The organism is Blautia parvula (genome assembly GCF_020215665.1).
GTDB classification, from domain to species: Bacteria; Bacillota; Clostridia; order Lachnospirales; family Lachnospiraceae; genus Blautia; species Blautia celeris.
Genome location: NZ_CP084061.1, coordinates 504,564 through 525,183, shown reverse-complemented (window position 1 = coordinate 525,183; position 20,620 = coordinate 504,564). Strand labels below are relative to the sequence as shown.

Below are 20,620 nucleotides of genomic sequence, written 5' to 3'. Positions count from 1 at the left end.
CCTTAATATGTATTGGTCACCCGGTTTGGCAATCCACAAAAACGCATCAGTACAAACAATGCAACATTGCCTACAAAAAACATAGTCCATACCGAACTGCTGCAATATGTAAAACTAATTCCCACAAAAATCACATGTACCAACATAGCTGATATAGCAATACCTGCAATTAATCCTGTTACAACTACTGCCAATAGGAGATATCTGTTTTTATAGCGGAATGCCATACTTCTTTTTTCTGTAGTATCATACATATCTGCTGCCAGACGATTAACCTTGCGGTACCATAGACCATAAAATAAAATCTGCACCACTGCCTGTCCGAAGACAAACAACAGGCTCTGATAAAATGCCGCATTTCCCGCCCCGGTAATATAAGCAATACGGTATAATCCCAAAGTAACCAAAACCATTAACATGATCATTACTCCTACACTGCGGAAAAAATTAGTAAATTCACTGTTCATAACTGTGTCCTCCATTCATTTTATCTATAATACTTCATATCAAAACAGATACTATCTATTGTCAATGATTAGTCGGAATGTAATAGCATTGTTATCAGCCCCGGACTCCACCCCTGCAGCAATCAATTCATCAGCCAGCCGTTCAAATTCCAGCAGACTGGTGAACACAGAATCATCCGGATTCCCTACATAGTTATATCTGGATGTACTAGCTTTGCCATTTACCTTTTTTGATATACATTCTGTTTTCAGGGCAGAGATGTATTCCTCCAGCCCTGCACTATGGGAAACAGCAAACTTCTGCAGACTAGCAGCTTCACCTGTTGCTGCGCATACAAGCTGTACTTCCACTGCATATAATCCTTTTGGTAGCGCCTTGTTCTCTGCAGTAACAGCAAGTACAGGGCCTTTTGCCACAAGATTACCGCCTAATTCAGCATTGAGCTCCTCATCCTCTGCTGCTTTCATACCATTCGGACATGATTCTATATCCACATCAAATCCCACACTGCTGTCCCTGTACATATTTGATTCAGGATCAAACTCTAACACCTTTATTTTAGTTTCGTCTTTTATAATTTCAGGAATTCCCTCATCAGATGTTCCATAAAGAACAGCCTTAACGGCATCTGTATCAGCATTTGCAGACTTCTTACTTTTCATATACACAAATGTATTATCCAAAGTAAACTCTGTGTCTCTGGTAACAGCTTCTGCTAATCCATAGCAGTAGTTTGTCCCGTCATATGTAATATTGGCCAGATTGTCTGTAAAGCATTTGCTCGAATGCAATTCCAGAAAACTCTTAGGCTGTTCTTCTTTTACGTTAAGAGAAACATGACACTTATCATAGTTGAGAGAATCACCAATTTTAGATTGAAAACGCGTATCAAAGGCCTCAACCAGATTGTTTTGACCGAAGACAACCATCAGGAACTCTTTTTCAGAGAAATAACAATCCGATATGGAAACATCTTCTTTAACGCTGTTGGAAGTATAGGCCCTAAATTGAAGACTTCCATCATAAGTCATGGTGAACACGTAAAATGTATATCCAGTGCTTCCCGTATTCACAAGCCACTCCCCAATCTCTGTACAGCTTGTTCCAGTCTGCAAATCTGTGGTAAGGATATTGACTCCGTTCGAGTCTGTCGGAATATCTACAGTTCCAATCAAATCAATCACTGCGCCGACCCCGTACTGGCCGCTGAGACTAAGTCTTTCGTCTGTCTCCATTAGATTCTGCTTTGAATCTAATGTGTAGTAATGTCTCTCAAATCCTGCTTCGGATTTACTGGCCGCCGAATGAATGTTCACAACTTCCGCCGAACGTCTCATACTTCCGGATACGTCGAAAAAATTATTGGCCACATGAGGCGTCGTATTATCTGCTGCATCCACTTTATTTCTTATCTCTCCGCTTTTCTCTGTAGCGTCCTCACTGCGTTCATTCTTCTCTTTTTGGAGGACTTTCTCTTCATCCTGAGCAGAAGATTCTATTTTTTCTGCTTTTGGAACAATAAATTCATCCGGATAAGGAATGCTGTCTGCTCTTTGATCTGAACATCCTGAAAATGTTGCTATCGTCAGAATAGCAATTAAAAATACTGTAATTACTTTGTTTTTCATATTATTTTTCTCCCTCCCTGCAGTTTTCTCCTGCTTTTTAATTATTATAGTTCTTCCTGTTGTATAATCTCTGCATAAACTTTCCACAAATTCTTCTTGCGGTCAACTCTATGATTGTGAAAAGCTCAAAATAATCACTAAATATATCGTTTCTTAATATTATTATCAAGTTAATGTTTTTTATATTGTTCACTTTTAGAATGTGAATATTAGAGCCAAAAATAATACTATTTTTTTATTTTAACTCAAAACCAATTATCCCTATTATTCTCATCGCACGCATTCCCCTCCTCCATTCATCACTTTTAATAAGTGAATATCAAGTAACTTTATCTTAGCATATCTGATGAATTTTTACAATAGTTTCTGAAAAAAAATTTTTTTCTACAATTAATACCCATTATTCATCATATTACATAAAAATACTGCTTACAAATAAATTGTAAGCAGTATTTTGTTTAGCATTTGCAAATTTCAATATATACAACTGATCCTCTAATTCTTCTATGGTCATCCAAATAATATACTGTTCCATTCCGATAAATTACCGTTGCATCTCCTGATGAAATCAGTAACTTTCCATTATGTTTATCTATAATATTCTCAATGCAGATATATCCCATTCCTCCATTTACGTTTCTGCAGGAAATATGGTCCTCCAGCACTTTTGTAATTGCCTCTTTATTAGTCAAAATTTGATTCTCGTATCCCTTATTCTGACGTAGGCTTTCCAAAAATCCAATACCAAAATCCATTACCACTAGACAAAGCTTTCCATTCCACTCATCACAAAATGTATAAAGATCAATCTTTCCATACCTTGCCTTCTTCTCAGCATCAGATTTTGCGAGCTCCCCTCTTCCATGCTCTTCCCCATTTTGCAGAAGTTCCATTATCATGTTTAAAAGAGCAAATTGATCGTTAATACCGCTTCTATTCAATACCTGCTGCAATTTAACATGATAGTCAAATATTCCTTCCTGGGTCCGGATATACATTATCGGTATAAGTGATTCTGATTCCTGAATAACTTCTACTTTCTTCTTAATCCGATTCCTGTCAGCCCGTAACTGTGTAAGTTTGAAGATTCCTCTCACCAAAAGATAGTTATAGATTTTATCCGCTATGTTTATAAGAGAAATCTGTTTACCAGTTATTTCATAAATACGAAAAATCAACACCAATAAAGCAGGCATATTCCTTGAATTAAAATCCTGTAATTCACCAAAAGATATAGAGATTATATCCTCTGATTGAATACTGTCCAGTGAAAATTCAACTTCTTCTAAAACCTTTTTATCCCAAATTTCCCAATTTTTTTTAAATATTAACTCTTTTATATTTGACATATTACATGCTCCATTGATTTCTTTAATTAAGGCTATATTTTGTAATTATATTTTACAACAAACAGGTTTAATCTGCAAGAGCCGCAACTCGATTCGCTGGGGCAGTAAATGTCAAATAAGATAGTGACTTCTATTTTTTGTAAAAATCTATCTTAATTAGTTTTTAAATTTTAGAGTTTTGGAAGCAACTCCTAAAACTCCAGAAAACGGAGGGCTAATTTTATGAACGGATTATTACCTACTTACTGTGCAACAAACCGTATACATAAGGAATCCGTGTGCAAACCCATGGGTAATAAAAAACTGTCTGTGATTCTCCTCACTTAGTTCGCAACTTACCCACTAACCAGATGTTGGACTGCTTTTGAGAATATCTACGGCAACATCAATCACCTTTCCCTTTGTGTAGGAAACCAGCTTTGCCTTAGCAGAAGGCGGATTCTTCCAATGGAGACCACGCAAGGTTCCCTTTTGCGCAGAGAAACTCATGCTATCCTGTACAAATTCTGTTGTGATGCCAATTGCTTCATATTTTGGTTTCTTATATGTCTCTGTGAAGTATCCTCTATAATCAGCAAATACATCTGTTTCGATAATCACTACTTCGGGAATCTACGTTTCTATTGCTTTCATTATCCACGTACCTCCCCTTCTACTACCGCCTTTAAGTGTTGTTCGTAAGGACTCTTTCCGTATTTTTCGGCTGACTTTAACAGCTCTTCCTTATCAATCCAACCATATCGGAATGCGATTTTCTCCGGAGCTGAAATCTTCACTCCCTGGCGTGTTTCTACCTTATGTACAAATTCTGCCGCCTCAAGCCGACTCTCCATCGTGCCGATATCGAGCCAAGCAAAGCCACTCCCTAACAATTGCACATCCAGGCGGTTCTGATCGAGGTACCTCTCATTGAGTGTGATAATCTCAAGCTCGCCATGGGCAGAAGGCTTCACATCCTTTGCCATATCCGACACGCCTGCCGGATAGAAGTAAAGACCGGGTGATGAAATGGAAGTTGACTGGGCTGGTGGGACAATTGATATATTCGATGAAGTTACAGGTGAAGCGACTCCTGCATACCTGTTTATGGCTGTACTTTCCTGCAGCTGTTATGTTTATGCAGCCGTTTCCCAAAGCCCCTTACGAACCGGCAGTCTGGTCCACTGCAAAGGTTCAAAACGACCATCTCATAAGTGACGGAATCAATAAATACTCAATTCCATTTAATTAAATCGGGGAACAGGTAGATATTCGTTTGACCAATGCAATGGTAGAGGTTTTTTATCATGGTGGCCGCGTCGCCTCACATGCCAGAAAAACTAACCCTCAGAGAGATTCTATCTGCATCAAGGATGCATATTCCACTCAATCATCAGAAGTATCTTTCTTATAATCCTGACGAGTTTGTTGCTTGGGCTGAAAGTATCGGGTTATCTATATTAAAAACGGTTAATCATTTCTTATATTCCGAAAAAGAACCGGAACAGGGATACAAGTATTGTATCGGATTAATGAAAGCTGCCGAAAAATACGGAAACTACCGTATAGAAAAGCCTGTGAAAGACTTTTAACGGTTACAATACAGCCATCATTAAGAAGTATTATTACCATCCTTAAGAATAGACAGGATAAACTTACCTCTGATGTCAAAGGTATAAGACAACCAAATGAAAAAAGAAGCAACGGTATAACCCGTGGTCATGCAGCCTACAGAAACGGAGGTGACGCAGAATGATTAACGCATCTACTTTCGAAAAACTGAAGGCTCTCAACTGTAGTGCCATGGCTGATGAATTTCAAAATCAGATCAACGATTTCAGGTCATTCAACTCATTGGGATTCGAAGAACGCTTAGCTCTTCTTGTTGATGCTGAATGGAACCGGCGTCAGGCGAACAAACTAAAGAATCTTATAAAAAGAGCCACCTTTTCTATATCTTCCGCTTGTATTGAGGATTAGAGTATCTGCCGGATCGCAAGCTTGATAAAGCCCGGTTAATTAGGTTTTCAACATGTCAGTATATAAATGAAAGTCATCATATCATCCTGAAGGGAGCCGCCAGTTCGGGCAAGACCTACATAGCATGTGCACTGGGGAATGCTGCCTGCCGGAAATTCAAAACCGTACGATATATCAGAATGCCTGAATTGCTTGATGAACTTTCACTCGCAAAATCAGACGGAACATTTCGTAAGGTAATGAATGCTTACTGTAAGGCAGAACTTCTCATTATTGATGAATGGCTAATTCGAAAACTTACCGCACAGGAAAGATATGACCTTCTTGAAACCGTGGAAAAGAGGATTAATAGTCCAAAAGGTTCCATGATTCTTTGTAGCCAGTACAATAATGAAGAGTAGTATGGACGTATTGATTCAGAATACGACGAAGGAAGCCCTATAGCGGAAGCTATCATGGACCGTATTACAAACAATGCATACGACGTTTTCATCGAAGGAAAAGTATCAATGAGATGCCGGCATGGATTAAAGGCAAAAACGGAAGGAGGCATATCATAATGCAAGAATGTCCCTTCAACAACAATAAATGTGCAGTACTGATTAATCATCAAGTAGCACAGATAGCTTTACAGGAAGCCGTGAATAATCCGGTGTGGAATCCATCACCAGTCCGGTGTAAGGAAATCATAATTCCGGTGAATGGAAATCAGCATATAAATGATATTCTATGCGCCTTGATTTATCAAGGGTGCAAGCACCGCCAATGGCGGCAAGTCCTTGACAAAACAATCCTCATAGAATGATATATAGTTAAGCTGATTTAAGGTGATTTCCGATAACCAGATAAATGCTTTCCATATTTCCGGACATGTGATGTTTTTGAAGCAGAATATTCAAGCCGCGGAATTATGTTCCTCCAATTGGAGCGAAATCAATTACCTGCTAGGTCGTGTGAAGTTACTTGAATCATTGCTAAAAGAAAACGGAATAAAGATTCCGGATTAACAGTAATGCTCTAATGACCGGAAGGAGTGCACTGTATGGGGTTCTTCCGCAATTGTCCGTACACGGCATTGATATAATCCCCTTACCATGGTAATATTTAGACATAGATTTTTATCAGGGGGGAAAGCCTATGCCTATAACAACCACGTTGGACCTACAGAAATTTTATCCGAAAGAAATGGAAATCGCCCAGATTTGCCAGGGAGACAAGGAAATCTTTGTTAAAATGTTTGCCCGTTCCAAGAGCTGTAAATGCCCAAAATGCAGTACTGTTTCCAAACATAGGCACGGGACATATGAAAGAAAGATACAAGACCTTCCAATTTTAGGGAAGAGCACATACCTTTTGGTAAATACATATGAGTATCAATGTGATAACCCAGCCTGTGATGTGACTACCTTTGCTGAAAATATTAATGGATTCTTAAACTATTACAGTCGTATGACAGATCGCTGCGCAGATTTTATATGCACACTGGCCCTGGAGACAAGCTGCGAGGGCTGTGCGCGAATCTGCCGTGCCATGAATCTGAGAACCAGCGGCGACAGTGTGATCCGTTTACTGGTTAAGAGATATTCCATGCAGCCGGAAGCAGAATGCGGGATCATCATCGGAGTGGATGACTTTGCGTTTAAGAAGAGGCACACCTATGGGACAATCATTGTAGATGAAGCCACACATCATCCGGTTGCAATTCTGGATGGACGTGACGGCAATACCCTGAAGGAATGGCTCAGTAAGAACAAGCATGTAAAAGCGGTGACCAGAGACCGGGCAAGTGCCTATTCTTCTGCAATAACCGAGATATTGCCGGATGCCATGCAGATCGCAGACAGATTCCATCTCCACCAGAATCTTTTGGAAGCAATAAAAAATACAGTGAATTCCGAACTGCCTGTTGACATCAGGATTCCTTCTGATTATGACAGCAGAGAAAACACCAGTGAGGATGAAACTGGTAAAAAAAACGCCATGCTGTGTGGATAATGTCATTGAATATAATGAAAAAAGTGTACAGCTTTATAAGGCAATCTACGAATACGATTCTGCCGGGTACAGTAAAAGGCAAATTTCTAAGATGCTGCATTGCAGCAGGAACACAGTGACAAAGTATCTAAATGGGGATTATGAGGCCTTGTGCCGGAAAGACGTATACCGCAGCATCCTTGCAAAAGGCTATAAAGGCGGACAGACTGCGGCTTACGACTTTATGAACAAAATTATAGAACGGTTTCAGATTGATATAGCTGTTTACAAGAGTTCTTCTGCTGAAGCAGTGCAAAAAAAGAAAAAATTGCAAAAGTATGACCGTATATCCAGAAGCGGTGTGTTCCGCTTCTTGTGGATGGGGGCAGAACTTACAGGCAACCATAAAGCATGTTTATTGCAGACATACCCAAAACTTAGGGAGCTTATGGCGTGCATCCGGGAATTTCGTGAAATATACGAGAAGAAAAATATGGCACTACTGTATTTGTATATCGGGAAATATAAAACATCAGAATTAAAAGAGCTTGCCCGTTTCGCCACAGGTTTGGAAAAAGACCTTGATGCTGTTGAAAATTCAGTGGCCAGTACATTATCGAATGGATTTGTAGAAGGAACTAACAGCAAACTTAAAATGGTAAAACGTACGATGTACGGAAGGTGTAGCAAGCTCCTGTTGGCAGCAAAATTAATGTACGCAGTGAAGCCTATTTACGGATAATTGCGGAAGAACCCTATAGCGCTGTGCAGTGTGCTCTAAATGGGGTTCTTCCGCGAGAGTGTGAAACTTTTTCTGTAAAATAGGATTTATAAGGTTCTTCTATGATAAAATAAAAATCATAGGAGGGCCTTTTATTATGGCAAGACAAAAGAAACCAGTACACAGAGTACAAATGACGGAAGGAAAGCGCAGCATTATCCATCAGCTTTTGGAAGAATACGATATTCAGACAGCTGAAGACATTCAGGATGCCCTGAAAGATCTTCTTGGCGGAACCATCAGGGAAATGATGGAGGCTGAGCTGGATGATCACCTGGGATATCAAAAATCGGAACGCTCAGACAATGATGATTACCGGAACGGTTACAAACGAAAACGGGTCAACAGTAGTTTCGGTTCCATGGAAATCGATGTGCCGCAAGACCGAAAATCTACCTTTGAACCACAGGTGGTCAAAAAACGCCAGAAAGACATTTCTGATATTGACCAGAAGATCATTTCCATGTATGCGAAGGGAATGACTACCCGGCAGATATCTGAAACTATTGAAGATATCTACGGATTTGAGACCTCGGAAGGATTTATTTCTGATGTTACAGACAAGATCCTTCCTCAGATCGAAGACTGGCAGAACCGTCCTCTGGATAATGTCTATCCCATCCTTTACATTGACGCCATCCACTATTCTGTCCGTGACAATGGTGTGATCCGCAAGCTTGCCGCCTATGTCATCCTTGGGATCAATACAGAAGGAAAGAAAGAGGTACTGACAATCCATGTGGGAGAGAATGAAAGTTCAAAATACTGGCTGTCTGTTTTAAATGAACTGAAGAACCGGGGGGTAAAAGACATCCTCATCATCTGTGCGGACGGCCTTACGGGAATAAAGGAAGCCATTGCTGCCGCATTCCCCAAAACAGAATATCAGAGATGCATTGTCCATCAGGTAAGAAACACATTAAAATATGTTCCGGATAAAGACAGGAAGGCATTTGCCGCAGATCTAAAGACCATCTACCAGGCAGCTGATGAAAAAAAGGCGCTGGCAGCACTTGACCGGGTAACAGAAAAATGGACGCCCAAATATCCGAATTCCATGAAGCGCTGGAAGGATAACTGGGATGCCATATCCCCAATTTTCAAGTTTTCAGCAATGGTCAGGAAGGTCATATATACGACTTATGCCGACAAAGAAACTATACCGACATTTCTAAGAAATCCCGTATTTACAAGGTCTTTCTAAAAAAATGTCGGTATAGTTTTTATAGCCGGTATAAAGCTTCCGATATTTTTTTATCCTTCCAGTTCTTTTCTGCATCTCCTCCATCCGGATTTGTCTGTTCCAATACCTTTGCTAATGTATCCAGGGTCACAAAGGCGTAGAATCCGGAGGTGGTTGAGATATTTTCATGTCCAAGCATCTGCTGGATATAGGATAAAGGACATCCCTCCTGGTATAAGCTCATCGCCCTGGTCTTTCTTACCATGTGGAAATGGATGTCCTCCGGCATTGGGACCCCTTCATTCCGGCATTTTTCCGCATACTTTTTCAAGACTTTCTGGATGCAGTCATCTGACAGCCCATGCCTCACCCCATGTGTGGCCGTATAAAAGAGAGGCGCGTCCGGTTCAGGGAGATCCCCATGAAATTCCCCGAGGTATCCCCTCAGGTGCTGCACAGTCTTTTTCATCAGTGGGACACTCCTGTATTTTTCGCCTTTTCCAAGTATCCGGATATAAGGTGTTTCCGCATTAAGATGCAGGTCATGGACCTTCACCCCTGTCAGTTCCCCTACCCGCATGGCGGCATCATATCCAAGGACCAGGAGCACCCGGTTCCGGCGTTCAGACCGTTTCTCCCTACCAGGCGGGTCAAGAAGTGCCTTTATCTGATGATCTTCAAAATACCTGATCTCGCCTCCGGGGACATTCAAACTATGTATCGTCTGGCTTGAAACAAAGAGCGGGGTAATATCGATGCATTCTTCCGATGCATACGACAGCAGGGCTCTCGCTGCGGTCAGCCGGAGATTACAGGTCTTTGGACTCCAGCTCTTGATATCAGCCATCCATACAAGATAATCTTTCAGGCTTTTTCTGTCCAGGTCATTGAAACATACACGTTCACGGCAGATACCTTTCATCTCCTCCAGAAAGTCAATACAGGTGTTGAGCGAGGAGCGGTAAGAAGCAACTGTATTCCCGCTCTTTTTCCTGATCTTTGGAAGCTCGTGGTCCAGAAAGCGTCTGGCCGTCTCCCAGAAGAAAACGCTGTCAAACCTTTTGGGGGTGTTTTTATCATTCCTCCCTGCCATCATCCACCTCCAGTATCAGCCCTTCCGAATGCCCGGACATCTCCAGGATCCCGCCATAAATATCCGGCACAAGATGGAAATAATACAGGGTATTTTTGATCTCGGAATGCCCCATATACCGCATAAGGTAAGGGAGCATGGCGTTTACGTCCTTCTCCTCCCGCAGCCAGCGGTTCATGTTGGCATAGACAAAGTGATGTCGGAGATCATATGCACGGATGCTGATGCCCGAATCCTTCTTTTCCGGGAAAGCGGTATACCAGAAACGCAGGAAGTTCCGTTCCAGCCAGCAGGCACCGTATGGACGGCCTTTCCTGTTTGGGAAAAAGAACGTGCGGTCCGGGAACAGGCGGCTGATCCGGCTGTCATAGCCAGCCAGATATTCCGTAAGTTCTTGGGAAATATAGACTCTCCGGCTCTTGGGCCCCTTGGACTGGAGGACATCGAGATAACCCTGATCCAGATGTACGTTTTGCCTGGCAAGTGTGCGTGCCTCTTTACAGCGGAGCCCACAGCAGTACATAAGCCGGAAGATCGCGGGGAGGATCAGATGCCTTCCCTTTAAATAGGGTGTATCCGGCATTCGGTCGCATTCCATGAAGAACGCGATGATCTCATCCTCCGTAAAAAAATACGGTTGGGCCGGTGTGGGGGGATGCAGCCTTCCGGACGGGATAAGATATGCTTTGAGGCCCCGTGCATGAAGGTATCTGCTGAACTCACGCAGGAATGCGGCCGCATTATAAAGGCCTCCCGGGGTATCCTGGAGCCTTTCAAGAAACCCCTCAACGCTTGCTTTGTCCGGAACTGCGGTTTCAGGAGCTGTCTCCATGGCAAACCGGACATACTTCTTTAGATAATAAGCTCCAGTCTCGTATTGATACCCATTAGCCTTTTTATAAGAAACAAACTGGCTGGCAAGTTCCGGAAGAGATTTACTGTACATGGGCGATACCCCCTTTCCAAACAGGAGGGAGCGGGAGTGTACAAGCAGCCAGACTGATGGCATCCGTTGAAAGATATACGGATACCGTGTTTGGATCTCTGTGCCCGAGAACTGCTGAGATATCTGGCATGGGGATGCCCGCCCGCAGCATGGAGGATGCGGCGTGGTGCCTTGTCATCCGGCTCCCCACAGGCCGTCCTTCGTTTTTGATCCCGGCAAGCCCCTCCAGTTTTTTCAGGATCTCATAAATGCTCCCCGTACCCAGGGGCCCAAACGGTGCAAAAGTTTTCAAAAAAACATTGTCTGATCCGCTCTTAGGGCGTTCCTTCAGGATGTAATCAGCGATAGCATTCCCGTAAGACGCCCTCAAGGGAAGGATGAGCGGTTTCCCTGTCTTATCCTGAATGATGGAAATGCAGTCCTTCTCCCAGTCGATATCTTTCAGCTTCAAAGAACAGACATCGGTCCCCCGGAGCCCTGTCTCTAAAAGAAGCTTACAGACAGCAGTATCTCTTTTTGTCAAAAGCCCTGATGAGAGCGTTGTTCTGAGAGCCGCAAGCTCCTCCTCCTGATAGATCTCTATGATCTTTATTTCCTTTGGCAGATGCACCGGTATCTCCAGAAGAAACTGTGCCGTGTGGCCATTACTGGAAAGGAACCTGCGCAATCCTGCCAGGCCGCTTCCGATCGTGGACGGCTGGTACCGTCCATCTTTGTAAAGAGATACGATAAAAGTGCTCACATCATCTGTCCTGATATCGGATAACTTCCCATACCCGTTTTTTTGGCAGAACAACAAAAAATAGGTAACGATACGCTGATATCCGGCTATGGTATTGGGGCTGAGTCCCTCCTGTTCCAGAACTTTGACAAAGCTTTTTATTTCCAATCGGAATCCTTCATTCACAAGTTTTTCGGATATACCTTCTGTATCCTGCCTTCTCCAGTCAACAGTCCCTGTTTGTATAAGCGACAGGAGCAGCCGGATACAGCGTTTTCGGTGGGTCAGTTCCTTCTGGATCCATTTTTCACTGCATGTGGCCGGACTGTCCAGAAAAGTTTTTATGAGTTCCTCCGAAAGCCTTCCCTCTCCCATATGCTGTGCCAGAGATATCAGAAGCTGGTAACTGGACTGGTAATGTATAAGTGTCTTTTTTCCATACCTTCTTTCGGCCATCTGATCCATTACTTCCCGGATCGATCCATTAAGTTCCTTTTGTTTTTCCCTCATCATAGGAAACCTCCTTCTTTTTGTTCCATCATGAGGGATATTTAAGAAAAGGTCAAAAACTATACCGATATTTTTTCGAAAGAGCCAGTGAATGAGGGATTTGTTAAAAATGTCGGTATAGTTTTTTTGTCGGCATAAGTCGTACTATGCCGATTTCGTGATAGTACGACAAATGCCATTGAATCGCTGAATTCCACTTATCGAAAGCTGAACCGCCAGAGAAGCGTATTTCCAAGCGACACAGCGTTGCTCAAAGCGTTATATTTAGCAACCTTTGAGGCCACAAAGAAATGGACCACAACCATCCGGAACTGGGCTCAGGTGTATGGAGAATTAAGTATCATGTACGAAGGACGGCTTCCGGAGTGATCGAACATGAGCAAATAACAGGCGGATTTACCGCCTGCTGTTGACATGCCTTTTTGTAACTGTTATATATAAAGTAAGGGTGAAAAGCCTATTCTTAAGACTTTTCACCACTCATTATCATAGAAGAATCTTATTTACAGACTTTTCTTCATAGTCTCTATAAATGATCTAATCGAGGCTGCATTGCAAACACGGTCTCAAATACAGCCAGGCCGTTCCTTCAGCCGAAAGAAAAACAAAGCCATTGGTAGGACTCATTTCAATAACAAGAAAGTCGCATTCTAAATTTTTTCGTAATCATCTTCAAATAGCTTTATTCGGTGCGCCCTTTTTTAATAGTTCACCTTCTAATTGAACTTTCAGTTTAGTTAACAAGTGTTTCTCGTATTTTATTACTTCACTTTCCGTGTTTCAACCGCTGATCAATCTACGCTGTTGCTTAAGTTGACGTTAACTTTACCACATTGTCCCCTGTCATCATAAATTATTAAACGAAATTGATTTCGTATTGTGTTCGCGGTACCTGGAACCTTTTACACCTTTTAGTCATTTTGGCACCTTTTAGTCGTCTTTCCAAAATTATCTTTATATTTCGTCTTACAAACAATCGCAAAGACTAATCCCAACACTATCCAAACTATGCCGATTACCCATTCTTGGACTGTAAATGTGCATCCGGAATTAGGTATTATATATAACACACACATCAATCCAGACATAAGAATTGCCATGATACCAACAAATCTTGCACTCTTTATTTTGAATGGTCTAGACATATTGGGAGCAATTTTTCTAAGTTTTAAGAAGGACAACGCAACTATACAATACGAAAAACAACATGCAAAACTTGCAACATCAGAAATCCATACAAGCATCACTCTTCCACAAAATAATGACACAATCGAAAGTGCTCCAATTAATAAAAGAGAAGTAACCGGTGTTCTATATTTAGAATGTAAAACTGCAAATCTTTTAGGAACCATATTAGATTCAGCCATTGAGAATAATACTCTACTACCACCCATAAGAAAAGAATTCCAACTTGTAATAATACCACACATGCCACCTATGATAAGTACTTTGGCCATTACAGCACTGTTGAATAACTTAGCCATTGTATCAGCCGCAACCAATCCAGTTGAACTCATTGATTTTTCAATACCTTCTGAATTTAATCCATATCCAATTGCAAATACAACCAAAGCATAGAATGCTACTGCCAAAATAATCGAAAATACCAACAACTTTCCCACTTTCTTTAATGGGACGTTAATTTCCTCCGCTGCCTGCGGAATAACATCAAACCCAAATAGGAAGAAAGGTGCTACTACCGCTATACTCATTATGTTTTTGATTACTGAAACACCGTCTGAACCAGCAATGAGCTGTCCAGCAAGATTATTAAAATTACCCTTTACCGCAGATACAGCTACGAGAATTATACCAACCGTTGCAATTGTAATTGTGAGAATCTTCTGTAAAGTAGCTGCTGCCTTTACACCTAAAATATTGATTCCAGTAATAAGTGCAGTTGCAATCACTGCTACAATCAGCCAAGTAGCGTAGATATCAAATCCTGCAACTGTGTATAAATAACCTTTTAAGAATTCAGGGAATATGTACTGTATAATAGTCGGGAGTGAACATGCTTCAAAGCAAACAACTCCTATATAACTAAAAAACATCGCCCATGAACACACGAATGAAACATTCGGCCCAAATGCTTTAGCAGAGAACACTTTTGGTCCTCCAGTTTCTGGGATGGCTGTAGTTAACTCCGCATATACCATACCAACAAAGTAGATCATAATACCGCCAATAATAAATCCAAGTGCCGTTCCCAATGCCCCAGATGCTTCAATCCAACCACCTGAAGAGACTACCCATCCCCAGCCTATCATTGCTCCGAATGCTGTAACCAGAACATCACCCGTATTTAGAACTTTATTTAGCTCACGTTTATTTTCTTTCATAAATTCTATCAACCTTCCTTGGTTGAAATAGCGCTGATACAACATATGCGTATGAACGCATGAGCGCCATTGCTCCAATCATTCATACGCATATTGATTAGAATTATAATTCAGGCTGATTCCAAACTTTTAATACTGTTCCGATTCCTTTTTCAACGGCTACATCATAAACATCGTTAGCCCATGCAACGTCTTCGATTGGCATACCTCCAACTGCATAGAGGATAATCTGATCTTCAGAATCTCTACCAGGCTTTTCATTGCAGAGGATTTCACCGATTTCTGTGATAGAATCTCTAGAAATTCTTCCTTCAGTAACTGCATCATAGAATCCCATACCAAGGAGTGTAGATACATTCTTCTGAGTAGGTAATGGCTGACCACTTCCCCAACCATCATACATTTTGTAATTATCAGAGATGAGCTTTACTCCTGAATCTGATAAGAATTCAGTATCGACAAGGAGCGCCGATGCAGCAACTACTAATGCCCCTTTCTTAAGCCATGCTTTCTTTACTGTAGGATTATCTTCATATTTTGCAGCATTCGTTGTTCCATAGAACACGATGTCAGCATCATTACATACATCTTCAAGAGTGTCGCAAACTACATAGTTCTTAATTCCAGGAAACTCAGATTTGCAGAAATCAATAAATCTCTCAATATTTGCCTGTCCTCTTCCTTTAATCTTAACAGTTTCAATAGTAGGCTGAGCTTCAACAAATGCCTCCATTGTATATCTGCTCATGGTACCAGGTCCGATGATAGCAACAACTTTAGAGGTCTTAACACTGAGATGCTTTGCACCAAGTCCACATGTTGCACCTGTTCTCATTGCACTCAGAATGTTTGCTGACATATATGCGATAGGAGCACCTGTAGTTGCATCCATAAGAGACATCATAAGAATGGATCTTGGTAACTCCTTCTTAATATTATCTGGATTAGAACCATAGCTTTTAATTCCGAACATCTTAAATCGTCCGCCTAAATATGCAGGCATAGCCATAAATCTAAAATCAGGCTTGTGAGTTGGCATTCCCTCAATAGTAGTTGTCTTAGGGAAAGAAACTCGAATCCCATGTTCGTTTGCATTTTCACCACCCATTCTATAGTCTTCTTTATTAAGAAGAATAAACATATCTTCCATTGCTGTAATGCATCTAGCCATATCCTTGACGCCAGCTTGAATCATTTCTTCCTCATTTAAATATCTAAACTCTAAGCTCATATTTTATCCTCTTTCCCTATTATTTAATGCGCTCAATATCGATTGAAGTATATAAAAGTTCATTGCCTTCAATATCTTTCACAGACACAAGATCTTTTACAGTCTTAATAGTTAACTTTAGATCTTCCAATGTTTTACCTGCGCAAAGCACATATGCAAATACTTGTGCTGTAGTTCCTTTTGCCACTAATCGATCGCCCACATTGTGTAACTGACAAAAATCAATAACACCTTTGACTTTCGCAGCATCATCTACGCCACAGATTTCTTTGATTTCTCCCGGTTGCAATGCGAAGGTAAGAATAAATCCATACCCATCAAAAGCGGGATTACTTTTATTCACCTCATTAGCATCAACCGATCCTGTAAGTGAGAATCGTATTAATTCTTGTACCTGATTATACTCTGAAAAATGCTCAATTATTTTATATGAAAATCCTCCATTTAATCTGTATCCAATTTCATGGATATAAAAATTCTCTTCCTCATGAAAACCTTGAATAAAAATGAACCCTTCATTCATTAGATTATCAGAAAAGAATCTTTGTACTGCATTATCAACTTTCTCACACCAAAGAGTGAGTTTTTTTGAAGGGAACTGCATACCCTGTCCAACCGGTGCAATACTCTCATCAATAATGTTAACAAAACGATCACCCATACCAGTTAGTATTGCTTTTCCATGATTGATCATGTAGTAAGCACTAAACTCATTATGAACATTCATTAATCTTTCTACCAACAGTACCCCACATTTGCTGAATTCAAATGCTTTTAAACAGAATTCCGCATAACTCTCTTTATCGTAGCATTTGAAAACTCCTCTTGATCCGCTATTATCTACGGGTTTTATAACGACAGGGAACTCTATCTTTTCTCCTACACAAAGATAATTATCTCTGTTTATCTTCCTCCAAGGAACAACAGGAAGTCCAGATTTTTCACAAGCTTCTTTGAAAGTTTCTTTGTTTATGCACATTTCGATATTCAGTGCATTGCCCCAAAACGGGAAGCCAAGTTTATTACAGATCATTTCCGCATAAGGAAGTAATGAATCAACATATCCTGTAATAAGACCATCAATCCCTTCTGCTTTGCACAAATCGACTACCGCATCAACATCCATGGCATTAACCATGAAAGATTTATCAGCGATAGCTTTTGCTGGAGAATTTGCCAAATAATCTGTTACATAAACCGTGACACCCATTTTGTGTGCTTCTTCAACAATTTGACATGCCGGTTGCACGCCACCTAACAGTAGTAATTTTTTTCCTTCCAATTGCTTCGTCATGTATTTATCCTCTTATCAAATTTCTCTTTTTTGCTATTTCTTTCAAATCATAGATTTTATTCCCCATCATATTTTCGAGATAGCGAATAAATCCTGCAGTTTGATATACATCTTCTTCCGTATTAACAGAATATTCAATCATCCCGTTACCCATTGGTTCTGCATAAACCCTGTGCCCCATAAGCATCTCATCTAGGCTCTGAAGCTTATGTAAATCCCCCAAACAATAATCCGTCACAAAATATACTGGAACACAATACCATTTTCCTTCTTGATTTATCTTCAGAAGTTTATGATTATCAAAATCAACAGAGCACCGGTTTCCGCCTTTCCCTTTGTAGACAGTCAACACCGTTATTTTATTTTGCTGCCCCATTGCTCTTTGAAAGTACTTTGTAAGATTGGGTCCATAAATGAACGGATTATCAAACACAATCATAGTATTACTTGGATTTAATTCACATATATCCTGTATGTATAAAATAGAGAGACCAAATTTGGATCCATCACCTATTTCCATATTGATAAACTTTTTATCCTTTTCAGAACACTTAACATAGATGCTACATATCCCGGCAAGCATAAAATAGCTTAGAAGAAAGTAAACTAGCGGTTTACTATAAACCATCATTCCCGAAAAAATATTCTGGTTATTTTCATCTATAACTAGCAGTCCTTGCCATGATTTTTCCAAAAACGTAATATTTCCTTCAAGGAGATTGTCGACATCACAATTCAAGATCAGAGAAAGTTGTGTAATAATAGCAATGTCAGGAACACTAAGACCTCTCTCCCATTTAGAAACAGCCTTATCTGTCACCCCTAAAACATCGGCTAAATCATGTTGCGTATATCCAATTCTACTTCTAAGAACCTTAATCGCCTTCCCGACCTTTTTAGCATCCATCGACGACATCCTCCTCTTATATATAAAAGTATAAGCTCTATCGTTAGTTCCAACAACCGACCCGTGGTTTACTTAACTACCAATAGAGCTTATGTTTATAACTGCTTTATTTCATTAACGATATATTCCATATCCTGAATCCCATATCTCTGATCAACAGGAATCGGAAGGATGTTCTTAGCCATGTCATACTCCAATGTACCTTCATCACATCGTTCAAAAACTGCGGGCCAAAGTGTCGGAATAAAAAGCTTCTCAGCCTGAAGTTTTTTTCTAATTTTCGCTCCATTCTCATTATAAAGAGGATACATAAATGGACCTTCAGGAATGATCAACTTCAGTCTGTTAATCGCACCGAGCTTCTCATACAGATATGAAAAATTGTCTGTTCGTCTCTTAAACACAGCTTCATAATCGATACCACAAAGAAGGTTTTCTGTCAGCTTCGACATTTTCTTAATTGGCTCAGTTGCAAAGATATGATTATTTGCAACATAGTCCGAATAGAATTCTGACGCCGTTCTTTCAAATCGTCCCATCAGAAATCTCATCCTATCGAAGGATTCATCCTGTTCTTCTACTTCAATTTTCTCATCCGAGTAGAGAATTGCTCCATCAGCAACACCAAAAAATTTTCTGCATGTATATAATGTGGGAACTCCTTCAATAGGTTCATCGAAGTAGGCCTGTGCATTATCTACGATTACTCTCTCATATTGCTCTTTCAATTTGAGAATATACTCTTTTGAAAGCTGACCATAAAAATTCACGACATATAACCACTCGTCCTCTGCCAAAACTGTATCCACAGGCTTAAAGTCGAGACCAATAGAATAATATCGAACTGATACACTATTATCCTTCAAAACTCCATCGCAAGAATCGCACATAAAGATAGGCATAGCAATTTTCTTTATTTTCTTTGACTTCACAAAATACGAAAGTGCATTTCTTCCGCAGTTTAGCTTAATTCCATCACCGTGAAGCATCGGTCTATTATAATATTCAAATTCTATATAGCCACCTATCTCTCTCATATTACTCCTCAATCCAAAATCACTTTATACATATCATTTATTCTTACCAGCACATTTTTCGCTGTTTCTTTATCCTCAAACTTCATAAAGATGATACCCAGAGCCTTTGCTGCATTGTCAAAATACTCCACCACATCACCCTCTTTTTTATAAAAACACTTCTTTATTATGTACTTCTCTAGTTCCGCTGAAAACTCAATCGTCTTATAATATCCATTTTGGGAAGAATGAAGATTGTGAGTTGCAAAGAAAGGAATTCCTCTTTTGACCTGAGCATCAATTTCTTTTCCCATTGCTGTGAGAACCGCCATCTCCACAACATCGACTCCAAATATCATTCCAAGAAGATCCGGTATCATATTTCCGCCAGCTCTAGGACCTACATCAATCGGCCACACCTTATTGTTTCTGTCTACAACAAGTTCAACATTGGCAGAACCAAATCTCAGTCCAAGATCATCTACCATTTTCTGGAGTGTGTCCTCGACCGATTGAACATCACTATCTTCAAGCATCAACGGATAACTCTTACCTACAGGCACAAGAGAATTAACATTGTTATCTCTATGGCAATTTAGTAAGCCCCAAAGAATTACCTTACCATTAAAAACAAAGATATCTCCACCGATAAGATACTCATGCTTTTTCTCAATGAACTCTTCTATAATAATGCGGTGAGATCTTGAGAAGGAAAATGCAAAGTCCAATGCCTTATTAAGTCCATCCCATGAGCGCAGAACCGTTGCACCTTTGGACCCAGAAGAATCTACCGGCTTAATGATAACTGGAAGGTTGAACATCCTCGTATCAACATTTTTATCTGCATATCCCATTGCAGTCGGTGTGTTAAAGCCATTTTCTTTTAAGAATAATCTAAACTTATCCTTATTACATAATGTCTCAACTGACTCAAATGGATTGGTTGGTAACCCTAGTTTTTCAGCAACATATGCTGCTGTTGGAGCTGCTGGGTCAGAAGCATACGCAAGCACTCCATCTATTTTTTCTTCAATTGCTACTTTAAGAACTGCTTCTTTATCTGTAGTAGAAACAAGGTAGAATTTATCGGCTTCATATTGTCCCGGATTATCTGGAAGAAAATCACAAAGAACAGTATAGTAACCATGTCGTTTTGCTGTCTTAATAGCGACTATTTGTTGGGCTGATCCACCCAGTAAAAGTATTTTTTTCATAATT

At 40.4% G+C, this 20,620-nt stretch carries 19 protein-coding genes and 3 pseudogenes; 8 read left to right on the top strand and 14 right to left on the bottom strand.

All coding sequences use genetic code 11. The features are described 5' to 3' along the window. Positions 1-2: 2 nt before the first annotated feature. The 5 genes and pseudogenes from LC508_RS02550 to LC508_RS02530 form a co-directional block, all read right to left on the bottom strand. The gene (locus LC508_RS02550) at positions 3-467 is read right to left on the bottom strand and encodes a hypothetical protein (protein WP_033142831.1); all 465 of its coding nucleotides are present in this window, start codon (positions 465-467) and stop codon (positions 3-5) included. 51 nt (positions 468-518) lie between these two features. After that, the gene (locus LC508_RS02545; RefSeq protein WP_033142830.1) at positions 519-2,183 is read right to left on the bottom strand and encodes a hypothetical protein; all 1,665 of its coding nucleotides are present in this window, start codon (positions 2,181-2,183) and stop codon (positions 519-521) included. A 371-nt stretch (positions 2,184-2,554) separates the two neighbouring features. Further along, positions 2,555-3,445 carry a hypothetical protein gene (locus LC508_RS02540; protein WP_033142829.1) on the bottom strand — a complete coding sequence of 297 codons (891 nt, stop codon included), beginning with the start codon at positions 3,443-3,445 and terminating at the stop codon, positions 2,555-2,557. Positions 3,446-3,679: 234 nt separating this feature from the next. After that, positions 3,680-4,045 (bottom strand): annotated as a pseudogene (rfbC, locus tag LC508_RS28690) (dTDP-4-dehydrorhamnose 3,5-epimerase). Between the two features lie 32 nt (positions 4,046-4,077). Next, complete coding sequence (locus LC508_RS02530; protein ID WP_278308780.1) at positions 4,078-4,455, bottom strand: sugar phosphate nucleotidyltransferase; 378 nt, start codon at positions 4,453-4,455, stop codon at positions 4,078-4,080. Positions 4,456-4,752: 297 nt separating this feature from the next. Between LC508_RS02530 and LC508_RS02525 the strand changes: the two genes are divergently transcribed. The 7 genes and pseudogenes from LC508_RS02525 to LC508_RS02500 form a co-directional block, all read left to right on the top strand. Next, positions 4,753-5,016: a hypothetical protein gene (locus LC508_RS02525; protein ID WP_146051779.1), complete on the top strand. Its 264-nt coding sequence runs from the start codon at positions 4,753-4,755 to the stop codon at positions 5,014-5,016. A gap of 160 nt (positions 5,017-5,176) precedes the next feature. Beyond that, positions 5,177-5,404, top strand: coding sequence for a hypothetical protein (locus LC508_RS28310; RefSeq protein WP_330425253.1), 228 nt, complete (start codon positions 5,177-5,179; stop codon positions 5,402-5,404). A gap of 5 nt (positions 5,405-5,409) precedes the next feature. Beyond that, on the top strand, positions 5,410-5,805 hold the full coding sequence (locus LC508_RS28305; protein ID WP_330425254.1) for an ATP-binding protein: 396 nt from the start codon (positions 5,410-5,412) through the stop codon (positions 5,803-5,805). A 474-nt stretch (positions 5,806-6,279) separates the two neighbouring features. Then, on the top strand, positions 6,280-6,411 hold the full coding sequence (locus LC508_RS28685; RefSeq protein WP_181014547.1) for a mobility-associated LCxxNW protein: 132 nt from the start codon (positions 6,280-6,282) through the stop codon (positions 6,409-6,411). Between the two features lie 130 nt (positions 6,412-6,541). Continuing rightward, positions 6,542-7,399 carry a transposase gene (locus LC508_RS02510; RefSeq protein WP_207727966.1) on the top strand — a complete coding sequence of 286 codons (858 nt, stop codon included), beginning with the start codon at positions 6,542-6,544 and terminating at the stop codon, positions 7,397-7,399. After that, complete coding sequence (locus tag LC508_RS02505; protein ID WP_118594152.1) at positions 7,335-8,120, top strand: transposase; 786 nt, start codon at positions 7,335-7,337, stop codon at positions 8,118-8,120. The genes LC508_RS02510 and LC508_RS02505 overlap by 65 nt, the downstream gene beginning before the upstream one ends. A gap of 136 nt (positions 8,121-8,256) precedes the next feature. Then, positions 8,257-9,300, top strand: a pseudogene (locus LC508_RS02500) (IS256 family transposase); the annotation flags it as partial. Between the two features lie 82 nt (positions 9,301-9,382). On the opposite strand, the gene LC508_RS02495 reads toward LC508_RS02500, so the two are convergent. The 3 genes from LC508_RS02495 to LC508_RS02485 are packed head-to-tail and all read right to left on the bottom strand — an operon-like array spanning position 9,383 to position 12,615. Then, complete coding sequence (locus tag LC508_RS02495) at positions 9,383-10,438, bottom strand: tyrosine-type recombinase/integrase (RefSeq protein WP_225305302.1); 1,056 nt, start codon at positions 10,436-10,438, stop codon at positions 9,383-9,385. Continuing rightward, positions 10,419-11,381, bottom strand: coding sequence for a tyrosine-type recombinase/integrase (locus tag LC508_RS02490; RefSeq protein WP_225305301.1), 963 nt, complete (start codon positions 11,379-11,381; stop codon positions 10,419-10,421). Before LC508_RS02490 ends, LC508_RS02495 begins: the two co-directional genes overlap by 20 nt. Next, the gene (locus LC508_RS02485; RefSeq protein ID WP_103733047.1) at positions 11,371-12,615 is read right to left on the bottom strand and encodes a tyrosine-type recombinase/integrase; all 1,245 of its coding nucleotides are present in this window, start codon (positions 12,613-12,615) and stop codon (positions 11,371-11,373) included. The genes LC508_RS02490 and LC508_RS02485 overlap by 11 nt, the downstream gene beginning before the upstream one ends. Positions 12,616-12,777: 162 nt before the next feature. Between LC508_RS02485 and LC508_RS28480 the strand changes: the two are divergent. Next, a pseudogene (locus LC508_RS28480) lies at positions 12,778-12,981 on the top strand (transposase); the annotation flags it as partial. 542 nt (positions 12,982-13,523) lie between these two features. Here LC508_RS28480 and LC508_RS02475 read toward each other — a convergent pair. The 6 genes from LC508_RS02475 to LC508_RS02450 form a co-directional block, all read right to left on the bottom strand. Then, on the bottom strand, positions 13,524-14,954 hold the full coding sequence (locus LC508_RS02475; RefSeq protein ID WP_103732907.1) for an APC family permease: 1,431 nt from the start codon (positions 14,952-14,954) through the stop codon (positions 13,524-13,526). A gap of 103 nt (positions 14,955-15,057) precedes the next feature. After that, positions 15,058-16,185: a tyramine oxidase subunit B gene (locus tag LC508_RS02470; protein ID WP_054352486.1), complete on the bottom strand. Its 1,128-nt coding sequence runs from the start codon at positions 16,183-16,185 to the stop codon at positions 15,058-15,060. A gap of 19 nt (positions 16,186-16,204) precedes the next feature. After that, entirely contained in the window at positions 16,205-17,479 is a 1,275-nt protein-coding gene (locus LC508_RS02465; protein WP_054352485.1) for an ATP-binding protein, read from the bottom strand. 4 nt (positions 17,480-17,483) lie between these two features. After that, entirely contained in the window at positions 17,484-18,386 is a 903-nt protein-coding gene (locus tag LC508_RS02460; RefSeq protein WP_158587344.1) for an XRE family transcriptional regulator, read from the bottom strand. 95 nt (positions 18,387-18,481) lie between these two features. Further along, positions 18,482-19,423 (bottom strand): hypothetical protein, encoded by a 942-nt coding sequence (locus LC508_RS02455; protein ID WP_118594117.1) that lies wholly within the window; start codon positions 19,421-19,423, stop codon positions 18,482-18,484. 8 nt (positions 19,424-19,431) lie between these two features. After that, positions 19,432-20,616 carry an ATP-grasp domain-containing protein gene (locus LC508_RS02450; RefSeq protein WP_103732709.1) on the bottom strand — a complete coding sequence of 395 codons (1,185 nt, stop codon included), beginning with the start codon at positions 20,614-20,616 and terminating at the stop codon, positions 19,432-19,434. Positions 20,617-20,620 lie beyond the last annotated feature (4 nt).